Annotated in this window: 15 protein-coding genes; 5 read left to right on the top strand and 10 right to left on the bottom strand. The window is 65.3% G+C overall.

All coding sequences use genetic code 11. From position 1 onward, the window contains the following. Nucleotides 1-14: 14 nt before the first annotated feature. Nucleotides 15-1,703, top strand: a complete 1,689-nt coding sequence (locus I6H87_RS15875) for a PHA/PHB synthase family protein (RefSeq protein WP_231881342.1) — start codon at nucleotides 15-17, stop codon at nucleotides 1,701-1,703. 238 nt (nucleotides 1,704-1,941) lie between these two features. Here I6H87_RS15875 and I6H87_RS15870 read toward each other — a convergent pair whose 3' ends face one another. The 10 genes from I6H87_RS15870 to I6H87_RS15825 all read right to left on the bottom strand — a co-directional run bounded on the left by I6H87_RS15870 (nucleotide 1,942) and on the right by I6H87_RS15825 (nucleotide 11,005). After that, nucleotides 1,942-2,781, bottom strand: a complete 840-nt coding sequence (locus tag I6H87_RS15870; RefSeq protein WP_010809956.1) for a universal stress protein — start codon at nucleotides 2,779-2,781, stop codon at nucleotides 1,942-1,944. A 360-nt stretch (nucleotides 2,782-3,141) separates the two neighbouring features. Further along, a complete protein-coding gene (locus tag I6H87_RS15865; RefSeq protein ID WP_010809955.1) occupies nucleotides 3,142-3,420 on the bottom strand; it encodes a DUF1488 family protein in 279 nt (92 codons plus the stop codon). 40 nt (nucleotides 3,421-3,460) lie between these two features. Next, nucleotides 3,461-3,913, bottom strand: coding sequence for a universal stress protein (locus I6H87_RS15860; RefSeq protein WP_010809954.1), 453 nt, complete (start codon nucleotides 3,911-3,913; stop codon nucleotides 3,461-3,463). Nucleotides 3,914-4,257: 344 nt separating this feature from the next. Then, nucleotides 4,258-4,737 (bottom strand): carboxypeptidase-like regulatory domain-containing protein, encoded by a 480-nt coding sequence (locus I6H87_RS15855; RefSeq protein ID WP_010809953.1) that lies wholly within the window; start codon nucleotides 4,735-4,737, stop codon nucleotides 4,258-4,260. A gap of 52 nt (nucleotides 4,738-4,789) precedes the next feature. Then, nucleotides 4,790-5,254 carry a universal stress protein gene (locus I6H87_RS15850; protein ID WP_011615450.1) on the bottom strand — a complete coding sequence of 155 codons (465 nt, stop codon included), beginning with the start codon at nucleotides 5,252-5,254 and terminating at the stop codon, nucleotides 4,790-4,792. 167 nt (nucleotides 5,255-5,421) lie between these two features. Then, nucleotides 5,422-6,537, bottom strand: coding sequence for an alanine dehydrogenase (gene ald, locus I6H87_RS15845; protein ID WP_011615451.1), 1,116 nt, complete (start codon nucleotides 6,535-6,537; stop codon nucleotides 5,422-5,424). A gap of 252 nt (nucleotides 6,538-6,789) precedes the next feature. Further along, nucleotides 6,790-7,641 carry a TPM domain-containing protein gene (locus tag I6H87_RS15840; protein ID WP_037024973.1) on the bottom strand — a complete coding sequence of 284 codons (852 nt, stop codon included), beginning with the start codon at nucleotides 7,639-7,641 and terminating at the stop codon, nucleotides 6,790-6,792. A 130-nt stretch (nucleotides 7,642-7,771) separates the two neighbouring features. Beyond that, nucleotides 7,772-8,224 (bottom strand): pyridoxamine 5'-phosphate oxidase family protein, encoded by a 453-nt coding sequence (locus tag I6H87_RS15835; protein WP_010809949.1) that lies wholly within the window; start codon nucleotides 8,222-8,224, stop codon nucleotides 7,772-7,774. A gap of 445 nt (nucleotides 8,225-8,669) precedes the next feature. Further along, entirely contained in the window at nucleotides 8,670-10,232 is a 1,563-nt protein-coding gene (locus I6H87_RS15830; RefSeq protein WP_011615453.1) for a thymidine phosphorylase family protein, read from the bottom strand. Between the two features lie 26 nt (nucleotides 10,233-10,258). Next, nucleotides 10,259-11,005 (bottom strand): helix-turn-helix domain-containing protein, encoded by a 747-nt coding sequence (locus I6H87_RS15825; RefSeq protein ID WP_371852259.1) that lies wholly within the window; start codon nucleotides 11,003-11,005, stop codon nucleotides 10,259-10,261. Nucleotides 11,006-11,419: 414 nt separating this feature from the next. Here I6H87_RS15825 and I6H87_RS15820 point away from each other — a divergent pair, with 414 nt between their 5' ends. The 4 genes from I6H87_RS15820 to I6H87_RS15805 all read left to right on the top strand — a co-directional run bounded on the left by I6H87_RS15820 (nucleotide 11,420) and on the right by I6H87_RS15805 (nucleotide 13,799). Continuing rightward, nucleotides 11,420-11,842 (top strand): Hsp20/alpha crystallin family protein, encoded by a 423-nt coding sequence (locus I6H87_RS15820; protein ID WP_010809946.1) that lies wholly within the window; start codon nucleotides 11,420-11,422, stop codon nucleotides 11,840-11,842. 28 nt (nucleotides 11,843-11,870) lie between these two features. Next, nucleotides 11,871-12,335: a CBS domain-containing protein gene (locus I6H87_RS15815; protein WP_010809945.1), complete on the top strand. Its 465-nt coding sequence runs from the start codon at nucleotides 11,871-11,873 to the stop codon at nucleotides 12,333-12,335. Nucleotides 12,336-12,403: 68 nt separating this feature from the next. Then, complete coding sequence (locus tag I6H87_RS15810) at nucleotides 12,404-13,051, top strand: BON domain-containing protein (protein ID WP_010809944.1); 648 nt, start codon at nucleotides 12,404-12,406, stop codon at nucleotides 13,049-13,051. A 94-nt stretch (nucleotides 13,052-13,145) separates the two neighbouring features. Beyond that, nucleotides 13,146-13,799, top strand: a complete 654-nt coding sequence (locus I6H87_RS15805) for a BON domain-containing protein (RefSeq protein WP_011615455.1) — start codon at nucleotides 13,146-13,148, stop codon at nucleotides 13,797-13,799. Nucleotides 13,800-13,840: the final 41 nt, after the last annotated feature.

Genomic DNA, 13,840 nt, shown 5'->3' with positions numbered 1-13,840 from the left:
CGGCGCAAGTCTGGATGGACAAGCAGATCCGCGCCGGCCTGGCCCGTGCCACCGGGGGCCTGTCGGTGATCTCGGCAAGTCTGGCCGGACTCGACTGGGCGCTGCAGCTCGGCATCTCCCCGGCAAAGATTGTGCAGGCATGGCAGGTGTGGCTGCAGCACAGCATCGAGGACTGGCCACGGCTGTTGCCGACCGCGGCCGAGCCGCCGTCCGTTGACCTCAGCGATCAGCGCTTTGCCGATGCCGGCTGGCAGGACTGGCCTTATCGCTGCTGGCGCGATGCGTTCATGCGCAACGAAGCCTTCTGGGAGTCGCTGACGCAGGATATTGACGGCCTGTCGCGTCATCACCAGCACATCGTCGCCTTCTGCGCCCGGCAATGGCTTGACCTGCTCGCGCCCGGCAATGTTTGGTGGATGAATCCGACCATTGCCAGGACCGCCTCGAGCACCTTCGGCGCCAACTTCCTGCAAGGCGCCCATCACTGGCTGCAGGACGCCAGTGAGCTGTTGTCAAAGGTGCCTGGGCTGCCTGCGGGGCGCCCCGCGCTGGAATTTCTACCCGGGCGCGACGTGGCGCGCACGCCTGGCAAGGTGGTGTTCCGCAACGCACTAATTGAACTGATCGAGTATGCGCCCGCCCTTGGCGCCAATACAGTCTGGCGCGAGCCGGTGCTGATCGTGCCGTCCTGGATCATGCGGTACTACATCCTCGACCTGAAGCCCGAGGATTCGCTGGTGCGCTACCTGGTCGAGAGCGGCCATACCGTGTTCATGATTTCATGGAAGAACCCGGACGCCTCGGCCCGCGACTTCGGGCTTGACACCTATCTGGAGGCCGGGCTTCTGACCGCGCTCAACACCGTGCACGCGCGCTGCGACGGCGCGCACGTCCACGCCGCCGGGTATTGCCTGGGCGGCACCCTGCTTGCCACGGGTGCCGCCATGCTCGCCCGCGACGCCGCCGGCGGGCCACTGGCCAGCATGACGCTCTTTGCCTCAGAGACCGATTTCCATGATCCGGGCGAACTGGGCCTGTTCATCGACAAGAGCTCGCTCGCCACGCTCGACGCCCTCATGTGGAGTCAGGGATATCTGGACGGGCCTCAGATGAAGTCTGCCTTTCAGATGCTGAACGCCCAGGACCTGATCTGGTCGCGCGTAATGAGCGAGTATTTGCTCGGCCAACGTTTGCGCGCCAACGATCTGGTCTCCTGGAACCGCGACACCACCCGCTTGCCTTACCGCCTGCATTCGGAATGCCTGCACAAGCTGTTCCTGGGCAATGAGCTGGCCACCGGCAAGCTGTGCGTGGGCGGACAGCCCGTCGCCCTGTCGGACCTCGACCTCCCGCTTTTCGTGGTTGGCACCGAACACGACCACGTCTCGCCCTGGCGCTCCGTGTACAAGCTGCACTTACTGACCAAGGCTGAACTGACCTTCTTGCTGACCTCGGGCGGCCACAACGCAGGCATCGTGTCCGAGCCGGGCCACCCGGGCCGGCGCTACCATGTGCATACGCGATTGCCCGCCGCGCCCTACCTGAGCCCGGAGCAATTCCTCAACGTAGCTGTGTACCGCGACGGTTCCTGGTGGCCGGCGTGGCATGACTGGCTAGTGGCCCACTCGACAGCGCGCTGCACGCGACAGGCGCCGGGCCAGGGGCTCGCGGACGCTCCTGGTACCTACGTGCTGGAACCCTAGCCTCTTGTTCACTGTGCTGCGCCTGGCAACCTTGCGAGCGGGCAAACTTTCGGGTAGCCGGATCGAACGGAAACATGCCGTCGGACACGGGAAATGCCGGCCGACGCCTAAGGAACTCATTCCAGAAACCCCGCGCAAGCTGGTGGAGTGTTCGGTTTTGTCCCACATCCCGCTCCCTGGCAGCAGCCGAACCGCACCGCACCTCACTTCATCGCATCGCCGAGGCGCTGCGGCAATATCAGTGCGACATCAGGACCGGCACTGTCATCGACTCAAGCAACGTGCGGGTGACACCGCCAAGGACCAGCTCGTGCACCCGGCTGTGCCCGTAGGCCCCCATGACGATCAGGTCAGCATTTCGGTCCGCGGCGTGTGAGAGTAACATCTGGCCGACGTCTTCGCCGTCTTCCGCTCCAAACGTGCAAAGCTGCACCGCCACGCCATGCCGACCCAGCCAGTCCACGGCATGCTGAGGCGGCGAAACCCATGTCCCCTTCAGAACCCCAGACGGTGTCCACGAGACCACCTCCACAGTGCCCGCGCGCTGCAGGAGCGGAAGCGCATCGCGGATGGCCCGCGCCGACTCGCGGCTGCCGTTCCACGCCACCATGATGTTCTTGCCAACGCTCGGGAACCGGCCCGCATACGGAACCACCAGCACCGGCCGCCCGCATCCCAGCACAATGGATTCAACAAAGCCGGGCTCGGCGTAGGCGGCTTCATCAGTGGGATCGTGCTGTCCGAGGATGACAAGATCCGCCCGATGCGCCTCTGCCTGGACCGTTGCCGCCGTGGCCCAGTCCGGCGCCCGCCATTCCGTAATGACGGTTACCTCGTCCGTTGCGCCCATCAGGGCGTGACGGGCCCGCTCGCCGACCTGATGCCGCCATTCGGTGTAAGAGGCAAGATTGCGGTCACCGTCCACCAGGTAGCGCACGGCGGTGGGATCCGGCTTGCCGACGGCTAGCAGGCCAACCAGCGTGGAATGAAACTCCAGCGCCAGCCGGGTCGCGAGGTGCAGCCGGTCGTACACGCGGCGGCCGGCATCGAGATGAACCAGGATCGTTGCGTAGTCCATGGATTGACTCCATCAGGCAGCCCCGGACGGAGCTTTTCTTGAATCTATATCGCCACCCCGCCCCGGATTTGTCGTGCATCAAGCCGTCTTCGTGTCCGCGCTACAGGCAATACCGCTGGCACCAGGTACGAGTTGGCCCAGGCTGCCTGCCGCCAGCGCGGCGGTGCGTGGCTTCGGCGGCCGCAGCAGGTCCGGTACGGCGGTACACGCTGTGCATAGCGGCACCAACGCGCAGGCGGCAAGCCTGCGCCATCCTGGCCGTTTCTCCGGTGTGCATGACTGCAAGCGATTCTTCATGGGTAGCTCCTTGTAAGGACGCGCACCGCCCGGTGGCGGCTGCCGCCGGCCAGGACGTGCGCCTCACACCGCGAAGCGAAAATGGCCGCTGTGCAGCACGATGTGCCGCGCACCTGTCATCTCGAACAGCGCTCCCGCGACGCGTTCAATGTCCTGGCGGTTGCTCATGAATGCCGGCAGCAAATCTTCACTGCGGTACGAGCGTGCGCCGAAATGATCCTCAAGCGCCTCGGCAGTGATCTCATAGGTCGCCGGTGTGCCATCCACCTTCACGGCACACCGCAGGCTTGGCCCGGTCGGGCAGTAATCCGGCGTCTCGCCGGAAAAGTCGATCGTATGCATAGCTCTCTGGCGTAATGCCCTCCAAAATCTGTTCGCCTGCTTACGCTTCCTCGGCGCGGAGAAGCAGGACGGGCGCGACGGCCAGGTTGATCACGCTTCGCGCGACGCTGCCCATGACGAGTCGCCGCACTCCCCGGCGGCCGTGCGTACCCATCACAACCAGATCAGCGCCCCAGCCATTGGCTTCGGCAGCGATCGTGGCAGCAACGTCGCCCTCGACCATAGGCTTACCGAGCAGCCGCGTTACGTGGCGAATACCCGCTGCGGCAAGCCGGCCGGAGGCGGCAGCGAGAACGCTTTGCCCCGCCGTCGTGAGGTCCTCTATCAATCTCACCGGATCCAGATTGCTGGCATCCAGAAACGGGCTGCGGTCATCGACCACATGGACCACCTCCACTTCGGCGTTGGCGGCGCGCGCGATGATCATGGCCTGTTCCAGGGCAAGTTCCGATGCGGCGCCGCCGTCCATGGCGACAAGGATGCGCTGGTACATAGCGGTTTCTCCGGCGATGGGAGCCTGTGGCGACTCGGGTCTGGACTGGTTAAATGCAGCGTAGGGCAACCGGCGCAACTGCTGTTGATACGTGTCAAAGCCGCGGTACCGCGCTCCAACCGCCGCTGGTCGCGCGCGCATCGGCAGTCTTCGCGCAGGGGTTGCGGCTCGCGGATTCAGGCCTGCCCACGCCGAGCGGCTCGCCTGCTTGTCCCCGAACGAAGCCTGAGCGCTTCTTCTTCCCCTTCCAGTTCCGTCGCTTCTCTTTCGCGGGATCGTCCCTGAACCGCCGCGAACTTGCTTGCGCGGTGTCGTGCCCGCGGCGACACGTCCGAGCGGCAGGCTCAGCGACGCGGACAGGGTGTCGTGGCGCAGAGCAGCCAGTCGTCCTCGAGCGTATTGACCGGCAGCCGGAACGTCACCTCGAGCGGCTCGCCAGCGACGACGATGTCGCGCATCTGGTCCCGCCCCTGGTAGCCGACAGCGAGCCGATAGGCACCCGGCCTGAGTCGCATATAGAACAGCGGCCCGCTAGCCGTAGTGTGCAGCACGGGGCGGCCCTCCTGGCTGGCCACGACCACCGTGGCACCGCCCAGCGGCTTCCCGCGCCCGGCATCCACCATCGTCAGCCGTACATTGAAACGCGCGGCGATGGCCAGCATGCTTTGCATGCCCGCCTCATCGTCTCCACCCGATACGTAGGAAACGCCGTGCTGCTCCATGATCTGCACGCCAGCGGGCGCGGCGCGAGTGGCGCAACCCGCCGCCGCAACGGCAATCGCCAGCGACGATAGGCCGAGGCCTAGGCTTCTTGAAACCTGCATTTGCGTCACTCCGGAAGAATTATTGGGGTTTTCGCAGGCCGGAACCGAACGGTCAGGGCGTATCGCCGCGCGACTGCTGCCGAACGAGCAGCACGGGGCGAACCGTCTTGCTGACCACGTGCTCCGAGACCGAGCCCAGCACCATGCGCCGCACGCCGCGATGGCCGTGTGTGCCCATGACGATCAGGTCCGCGCTCCAGTGGTCCGCTTCCGCGATGATCGCCTCGGCAATCTTCGCAGGGGTGCCGGGCGTCTCGGCCAACCTGCTGCTCCAGCGCACGCCGGCGGCGCTGAAGCGCTCGCCGGCACGAGCCAGCACCTGCTTGCCATAGGCAATGATGTCGGCCATCAGCCAGTGCCGGTCACCCGGGCTGACCTCGAAGAACAGGTCGCTGTCGTCGACGACGAACATGGCGCTGACCTCGGCGTCGGTGGTCAGCGCCATCGACACGGCCTGCTCCAGGGCATTCAAGGATGAACGGCTGCCATCGAGGGCTAGGAGAATGCGGCGGTACATGGCGACCTCGGCTTTGGCTGTGGTTCATCCCAAATTAGCGGTCGCAAGGACATGCGGGTTGATGCCAGTCAACCAAGCCAGCCACACCGCTGTGATTCGGCTCATGGCAGGGCTGCTGCACCAGGGGTGGCCGACAGCAACGTGTCGGCCGATACTGGCGGCCGCGCTCAGGTCAGCACCTGCTCGGCGGGTACATGGGCGTAGCCATGGGCGCTTGCGACGGCCGCATAAGTCACACTCCCGCGACAGATATTCAGCCCGGCCCGCAGGTAGGGGTCGTCTGAGAGCGCGCGGGACCATCCCTTGTCGGCAAGGGCCATCGCATGACCGATCGTGGAGTTGTTCAGGGCAAAGGTGGAGGTCCTCGCCACCGCTGCCGGCATGTTGGTCACGCAGTAGTGCAGCACGCCGTCCACCACATAGGTCGGATCCGTATGGCTGGTCGGGCGCGATGTCTCGGCGCAGCCTCCCTGGTCTATCGCCACATCCACCAGCACCGAACCCGCTTTCATGCGCGCGACCATCGCACGCGTGACCAGCCTGGGCGCCTCGGCGCCAGGCACCAGCACCGCGCCGATGACCGCATCGGCCGAGAGCAACGCGCGCTCGATACTGTCAGCGCTGGAGTAGACCGTCACGACTCGATTGCCGTACACGGAGCCGAGATGCCGCAGTCGTTCGATATTCTTGTCCAATACCGTCACGCGCGCCCCCATGCCAACCGCGATCTGGACAGCATTGGCGCCCACCACGCCGGCGCCGATCACCACGACATGTGCCGGCGCGACGCCCGGGACGCCGCCGAGCAGCAGTCCCATGCCGCCGTTCGGCTTCTCGAGGTAGGCTGCCGCCACCTGGACTGACATGCGGCCGGCGACCTCGCTCATGGGGGCCAGCAGCGGCAGACCACCGTCAGGCCCCGTAACCGTCTCATAGGCGATGCAGACCGCGCCGGATTGCAGCAGCGCGGCAGTCAGCTCACGGTCCGCGGCCAGGTGCAGGTATGCATAGAGGATCTGCCCGGGCCTGAGCAGCGCCAGTTCGCGTGGTTGTGGCTCCTTGACCTTGACAATCATCTGGGCCCGGTCGTACACGGCCTTCGCATCGGCAGCCAGCTTCGCGCCAGCCGCTTCGTATTGCGCGTCGGAAAGGCCAAGCGCGGCCCCGGCCCCGGCCTGGACCATGACCTGGTGACCGCGGCTGACAAGTTCGCGCACGCAGGCAGGCGCCAGGCCAACCCGGTACTCGTTGTCCTTGACTTCTTTAGGCACGCCGATCCACATGGCCTTTGCTCACGCGCGTGGTAATTCGGCAGATTCCGCACCAGGTGCTTGAATCCTCAGTCCACGGCCGGATGCACCGAGGCCTGTCCGTGGCCACACGTATGGCAACACCTGCATGGCAGCCTCGATGTCGGCAGATATCGAAATAATTATAGGGCCCAAGGGTTACATAGCTGCCCAGCCATTTCACATCCAAATATCGCCATTTTCGCCCCCTCGGCGGACGCCGCAAGATGTGATTGATGTTTGCCATCACCACTTGCCGGAAGCACCACCACCGCCAAAGCCGCCGCCACCGCCGCCGAATCCCCCGGGCCCCGACCGGCCGCCATATCTTCCCGAGCGGCCGCCGATAGCCAGCAAGCCCATGTGCGGGCCACCCATCAGCGTGAACAAGAGCGCGATTGCCCCTGCAACGATGCCGGCAAAGATGGCGCCAGAAAGCATCCACGCGACCACTCCAACGGCCCCACCCGTCGCGACTGCACCCGGGAAGCGCCCCAGCATGGAACGCAGTAACCCACCCAGAACCAGAGTGAGCACAAGCAGGATTGGCATCAGTTGCCGGACGGGGTCACCCGTATCCCCTGCTCTTTCCTCCGGAGGTGGCAGTGGCTCCCCTTCGATGACCCCAAGCATGCGGTCGATGCCCGCAGACACACCGCCATAGAAGTCGCCCCGCTTGAATCGGGGCACGATATCATCACTGATGATGCGCTTGCTCGCGGCGTCAGTCAGGACGCCTTCGAGCCCGTAACCCACCTCAATACGAAGCGTGCGGTCGTCCTTGGCGATGATGAGCAGCGCGCCGTCATCAACGCGGTTACGTCCCAGCTTCCATTGCTCGACCACGCGAAGCGAATACTGTTCGATGGTTTCCGGTCGGGTAGTGGGAACCATGAGAACTGCAACCTGAGCTCCCTTCCTGGCTTCGAAGGCCTGCAGCGTCTGGTCCAGGGACGCCTGCTGTGCGCGCGTTAGCGTACCAGTCAGGTCAGTCACTCGCGCCGTCAATGACGGAACGGCAACCTCGGCGATGGCTCCGGGAAACACGAAGGCAGTCAGCACCAGAAGCAGGCCTCGCGCGGCCGTGCGCAGGTTCAACTGGCACCACCGAGGGCGCTGGCCGCAGCGGCACAGACTAATGGCTGGCATGACGAGCACCGCCCACATCTTGCGCACGGCACACCTCCGCAACGAAAGGTCTCTTGACTTCCCTCAGCGGACCCAGGTGTCAGCAGCTGACAAGATCCGTATGTCCGAAGCCCTTGGAATAGTCGAGCACGGAAATGACTGTCGGGGTCACCCTGAATATTCGGACGTCCTCCGCGGTTGGCATCGGCACTGGCAAGGCAATCTGCTCCGGATACTTCAATGGGAACATCCGGAGGATTCTCTCCGCTACGGCCACATCGACCACCGGTTGCGCGTGCGCCGCCATGGACAGGCCGGTAATCGCCATGAGATCTGGCGTGTCGTGATCAATTGTCAGCGAGACACGGTCATCCAATGCCAGATTGGCCGCCTTTTGGCTGCCCGGACCACAGAGGAAGTAGAGCGTGAGACCCTCATTCACATAACCCACAGTGGTAGCCTGAGGCCAGCCATCCGGCCTCAAGGTGGCAAGCGTCATGATCCTGTGTTGGTTCAACAAGGTCAGGATCTTCTGTCTGGTCTCTTCGTCCATATTTGGTCACCTGTTACGCCAGTACAAACAACACCAACGGGGCCGGCACGGCCGGGGGAGCGATCTCCAGCCGGCACGTTCCTGGACAAATGCCCCGCATCTTCTTCATTCCACGACAGCAATGGCTGGTTCAGGCCCATGTCTTGCCTCTCCCCCCAGCTACCTCGGCTTCGGCTATGGGCTATTTCCAAAGTAGCGGTCGCAAGCGCATGCGTGTTGATGGCTGTCAACGAAGCCCAGAGTCCCCTTGGCCGGCCGACCGCCCGCCCGCTGACCCGCATCAACCGGCCTACCCCCCGCCTAAGCCGGAAGCAATGTCTGCGCTCCCGCACCCGGGAACCGCTTCCGGCACCTGGTGATGGGCAGCGTGGCCGAGGGGGAGGTGTGCAGATCGACGGTGCCGGTGCTGCTGGTGCGGGCGGCCGCTGCCGGCCGCCCACTGGAGCTATTCGATGCGGAAGGGGTCATGCGCCAGGGCGTAGCTGAACGCATATTCCAGTTCGCCGGACGCCTGGGCATGCAGCGTACAGAGCGGTGCGCCGGCTACGACCTCGTCGCCGGCGCGCACATGCAGTTCCAGCCCGGCCACCTGCCGGCGCGGCGCCCCGGCCAGCTTCGCCGTGCGCGCGACGTGCCGGTTGTCGACGGACGTCACGATGCCGCTGCGGGCTGCGACCACGTCGCGCCGGAACACCGCCTGCCCCGGGGTGCGCAGCCCCCCTTGCGCTTCACAGATCGCCTGGAACCGGGCCCAGGCGGCACCACTGTCGAGCAGGCTGCCGGCCAGCAGCCGTCCCTGCCCGGGCGGTATCGCACCGCAGAACTCCAGCAGCTCGCCCGCCAGCAGCAGCGAGCGTTCGCGCAGGTCGGCGGGCGCCGTCGGCTGGCACTGCAGCACGGCCAGCACGTCGAGCGCCTCGAGCGCAGGGCCGACGCCCCGGCCCACCGGCTGCGAGCCGTCGGTGCGCAGAATCCGGAGCTTCAGCCCGAACGCGTCCGCGACCTTGGTCATGGCGAGATCCAGGCGCGCCAGATCGCTGTCTTCGCGGATCTTGGCCGTCGGCCCCACCGGCACGTCGATCAGCACGTGGGTGGAGCCGGCGGCAATCTTCTTCGACAGGATTGAGGCCACCAGCTGCGCATCGCTGTCGATATCCAGCGCGCGTTCCACGCGGATCAACACGTCGTCCGCGGGACTCAGGCTCAGCGCGCCGCCCCACACCAATGCAGCCCCGACCTGTTCTACCACGCGCCGCAGTTCCGTCGAATCCAGCGTCACGCGGGTCAGGGCTTCCATCGTATCGGCGGTGCCGGCGGGTGAGGTGATCGCGCGCGATGAGGTCTTGGGCAGCAGCAGCCCGGCCGCTGCCGCGATAGCCACGACGACCGGCGTGGTGCGATTGCCCGGCAGCCCACCGACGCAATGCTTGTCGGCAACCACCTCGCGGTCCCAGTTCAAGCGCTGGCCGGACCGGACCATGGCCCGGGTCAGGTCGACAGTCTCGCGCAGGCTCATGCGACCGTCCGCGCAGGCGGTGAGGAATGCCGCAATATGCACGTCGGCGTACCGCCCTGCACTGATGTCGCCGATGATGCCGTCGAGCTGGACGCTGTCCAGGTGGCAGCCATAGATCTTGGCACGCAGTGCGCGCACCGACTCCAGCGCGGGCGCATGGGTGACATGCACGACATCGCCGGCGCGTGCCGAAAGCGTCCGTGCTGCGCTCAACGACAGGCTCGCTTCGCCCGTGTTCAATAGCGGCGCGCCCAGCAGCGTCAGCGTGGCGATCAACGACCTGTCGCCGATCTGCACGCGCACGCGCGCCTGCGCGGAAAAGCCCTCGGCGCGGCAGACGGGGCAATCCGGATGCATATAGATGACATGCTCCTGCCACGTATCGATCTCGAGCGGCCGGAACACCAGCGCCCCCACTTCGCGGGGCGCGGCGGCGGCCACGACATCGCCGGGACGGCCGGGAATTCCGGGATCAGAACTGGCATCGTTCACGTCATGCCTTGCCGCGTATGACGCCGCTAGCGAGCGTCCAGGGCGTCCAGATTGAGCAGCTCGATGGACTTGCCCTGCACTGTCAGCAGCCCTTCCTGCTGGAACTTGGACAAGGTCCGGCTCACGGTTTCCAGGGTCATGCCAAGGAAGCTGCCGATGTCTTCACGAGTCATGCGCAGCACAAAGGACGTGGCCGAATAGCCGCGTTCGCGGTAGCGTGCCGAGACGTTCAACAGGAATGCCGCCACGCGCTGCTCGGCGGACATGTTGTTGCCTAACAGCATCATCTGGCGCGATTCCCTCACGATCTCGGCACTGAACATCTTGTGCAGGTGGCGTTGCAGCGGCTTGATCTCGCGGCATAGCGCCTCGAGCTGGTGAAACGGGATCACGCAGACCACGCTGTCTTCCAGGGCAATCGCATCGCAGTTATGGGTTTCCTGGCAAACGCCGTCCATGCCGATTGAGTCCCCGGCCATGTAGAAGCCGGAGATGGTCTCCTTGCCCCGCTCCGGCGCCACCACGGTCTTGAACGAGCCGACGCGGACCGCATAGAGGCTGCGGAACGGGTCGCCCGCCCGGTACAGCCGTTCGCCCTGCTTGACCGAACGCCAGCTCCGCACGACGGAGTCCAGGCGGGCCATTTCGCCGGCCTCCAGGCTGGCGGCCATGCAGATGTTCCGCATCATGCAAGTTGTGCACCGCGCCCGCGCGGGATCCGGCGCCGGCTCCGCAAACGTCTCATCCTCACGCCTGGAGAGCGCGACGGACATGTTGGGGGCGTCACAAACAGCATCAGCTTCAGTATGCAAGTCAAACATGGTTGTCTCCAGCCTGCCGGCCTTTCCCTTATCCCGACCCTCGCCTTCACCCGTGTCGTCTGGCGGACCGCATATTCGTGCGCGCCGCGATGTGTTTGACTGAAGTATTGGCCTGCCCGCGCTCCGCGCCTAGAAGGCTGCGCTGAGTTGCGTGTCAGAAATGCAGCGTCACTTGTCAGGGTTCCCTGACGCCGGTCATGCCGAACGCCCTGGCTGTCCAAGCTGGCGCATGTGACGTCATGCCCTTATCCCGTGCAAGCAGTCGGGGCAATGTGCCGGCGTTTGATGCAAAGCAAACCGCAACCGCCCCGGCTTGCCAAAGTAAGAAAACACGGCGCGCACGGCGCCGTCATCCAGGAGACCATGATGAGCAACATCAAGCGCTACGACCCGTTCTCGATCGAACCGCTCGGCGACATGCTGCAGAGCATGCTACGCAATTGGCGGATCGGGCCAGACACCGAGCTGCCATTCAAGGTCGATGTGGCCGAGTCCGACAGCAGCTTCACCATTACCGCCGACCTGCCAGGCGTGAAGAAGGAAGACATCAACGTCAGCGTAGACCGTGGGACTGTGATGATCTCCGCCAAGCTCGAGAAAGCTTCCGAGGTAAAAGAAGGCGACCGCGTGATCCGCCAGGAGCGCTACAGCGGCTCGATGCAGCGTGCCTTTACGCTGGACGGCAACATCGACACGGAAAAGATCGATGCCAGCTTCCAGGACGGCGTGCTGCGCCTGGTGCTGCCCAAGAAGGAAAGCTCAAGCCAGCAACGCATTACCGTCCGTTAGGCAACGTTGCGCAAAAAAGGAGACCGGGATGCTAGTCCAGGATATTTGCTCAGCGAAAGCCGTGCATGTCCCGCTGTCCTGCACCCTGCAGGAAGCTGCCGTCCAGATGCGGGACCGCCACGTCGGTGCGCTGATCGTGACAGAGAACTCACCGGCAGGGACGCGCGCGGTCGGCATGGTCACGGACCGGGACATCGTCATCGGTGCGACAGCCACCGGTGCGGATCCATGCCGGACCGACGTGGTCGAGGTGATGACGCGTGGCCTGGTGGCGATCCAACGGGATGCCGTTGTCGCAGAGGCAATGCAGTTGATGCTGACGCACGGCGTACGACGCCTGGCGGTGCTCGATGGCGAGGCAGTGACCGGAGTGGTTGCGCTCGATGATCTGTTCGCCGCTCTCGCAACCGACTGGGGCATGCTGTTTTCGCTGGTGCGCAAGGCGCAGGAACGAGAGCGTTCTGGCAGCGCACAGGCTCTATCGCAAACGTAGCGCCCAGAGACGCACCGGGGCCAACCCGTGGCGCCGCTTGCGGCGCCCTGCCTTTGAAGAGGCCAAGCATGAAAACAGATCATCAGATCCAGAAGGACGTCACCGAGGAACTCGACTGGGATCCGGCGATTGACGCGGCGTCCATCGGCGTCGAGGTCCATGAGGGCATTGTCACGCTGGACGGACACCTGTCCAGCTATGCGGAGAAGCTCGCCGCCGAGCGCGCCGCGGAACGCATTTCAGGCGTACGAGCGGTCGTCGTCAAGCTCGACGTGCATCCGCCCGGCGCCTTCCTCGACGAGGCCATTGCCGAGGCGGCTCGCGGTGCGTTGCAATGGCACGTGCATGTGCCCTCGGACGTCATCAAGGTCCGCGTCGAGCGCGGCTGGGTCACGCTGTCTGGCAACGTCGACTGGGGCTATCAGAAAAAGCTGGCCGAACGCACGGTCAGCCAGTTGCGCGGCGTGATCGGCGTCGTCAACAACATCCGGATGAATGAGAAGACCGCGCCCCCCGACGTGGAGAAGCGCATCGAAGAGGCGCTGCTCCGCCATGCCGTGCGCGAGGCCCACCATATCAGCGTCAAGGTCAAGAACGGCACCGCCACGCTGAGCGGCCACGTGGATTCGCTGGCCGACCGCCGCGCCGCCATCGGTGCCGTATGGTCGGCGCCGGGCATCTCGGCGGTCATTGATCAGCTGGAAACGCGGCCGTGACGCCGATGCCGCGTGCCCGCGCTGGCACGCACGGAGCAGGCGGCACGCGCCGCGATCGCGCCCGAGGGCGCCAGGCAAACAGGAGACAACCAACATGAAAGGCGATATCCAGCTCAAGCAGCATGTGGTCGAGGAACTGGCCTGGGACCCGGCCGTCGATGCCACCGAGGTCGGTGTCCAGGTCAAGGACGGCGTGGTGACGCTGACCGGCCATCTCAGCAGCCATGCCGGCAAGTACGCTGCCGAGAAGGCCGTCAGGCGCGTGCCCGGCGTGAAAGGCCTGGCCGTCGAAATCGACGTGCGCCTGCCCGATGACGCGCAGCGCACGGACGCGGACATCGCACGCGCAGCGAGCAACATCCTGGCGTGGACCTCGGTGCTGCCCGCGGATCGCATCCAGGTGATGGTCGAGGACGGCTGCGTCACGCTGACCGGCACGGTCGACTGGAACTACCAGCGCCTGGCCGCCGAGCACGCGGTGGGCGGCCTGTACGGCGTGGTCAGTGTAGCCAACGCCATCGTGGTCCAGCCTGCGATCGCGGCCCACGACGTGAAGGAACGGATCGCCAGGGCCATCGAGCGCCAGGCGGCGGACGACGCGACCCATGTCGCGGTCGACGTCAAGGACGGCGTGGTGACGCTGCGCGGTAGCCTGCGCAGCTGGGCCGAGCGCGAGGCCGCTTCCGAAGCCGCCTGGGCGGCGCCTGGGGTGAGCGAAGTATCGAACATCATCCAGGTGAATCTCTGACTTCCCGACCGGGCCCTGTCGGGAGGGTTGCCGCCGGTTGC

This window comes from Cupriavidus necator (assembly GCF_016127575.1).
In the GTDB taxonomy this organism is placed as follows: Bacteria; Pseudomonadota; Gammaproteobacteria; order Burkholderiales; family Burkholderiaceae; genus Cupriavidus; species Cupriavidus necator_D.
This window is presented reverse-complemented; position numbering and strand designations above follow the sequence as displayed.